Consider the following 346-nt stretch of genomic DNA (forward strand, 5'->3'; position numbering starts at 1 on the left):
CGAAAATGCATTTAAATATGGGCTAAAAAACGAAGAAGCATCCTTTGTCATACTTACTATTCACATCAGCAAAGATCAGGTTGCCTTTAAAATAAAAAATGACAAAGATGTATTCAATACCGTGAAAACACCTAGCTTTACGGGTATCGGTATTAAAAATTTACAAAAGCGTTTACAATTGATTTACCCAAACCAAAGCGACCTTCACATCATAGATAGCTCCAATGAATTTAGCGTTGCATTGAATATCGCATTACCACATGATTGAAAAATATAGTTGCATCATCATCGATGATGAACCTTTAGGCATTGAACTTATTACGGATTTCGTCGAACAAGTACCTTT

At 34.1% G+C, this 346-nt stretch carries 1 pseudogene; it reads left to right on the forward strand.

From position 1 onward, the window contains the following. A pseudogene (locus B2X72_RS03045) lies at positions 1-268 on the forward strand (hypothetical protein); the annotation flags it as partial. Between the last annotated feature and the right edge of the window lie 78 nt (positions 269-346).

This window comes from Sphingobacterium sp. UBA7253 (assembly GCF_002472745.1).
GTDB classification, from domain to species: Bacteria; Bacteroidota; Bacteroidia; order Sphingobacteriales; family Sphingobacteriaceae; genus Sphingobacterium; species Sphingobacterium siyangense.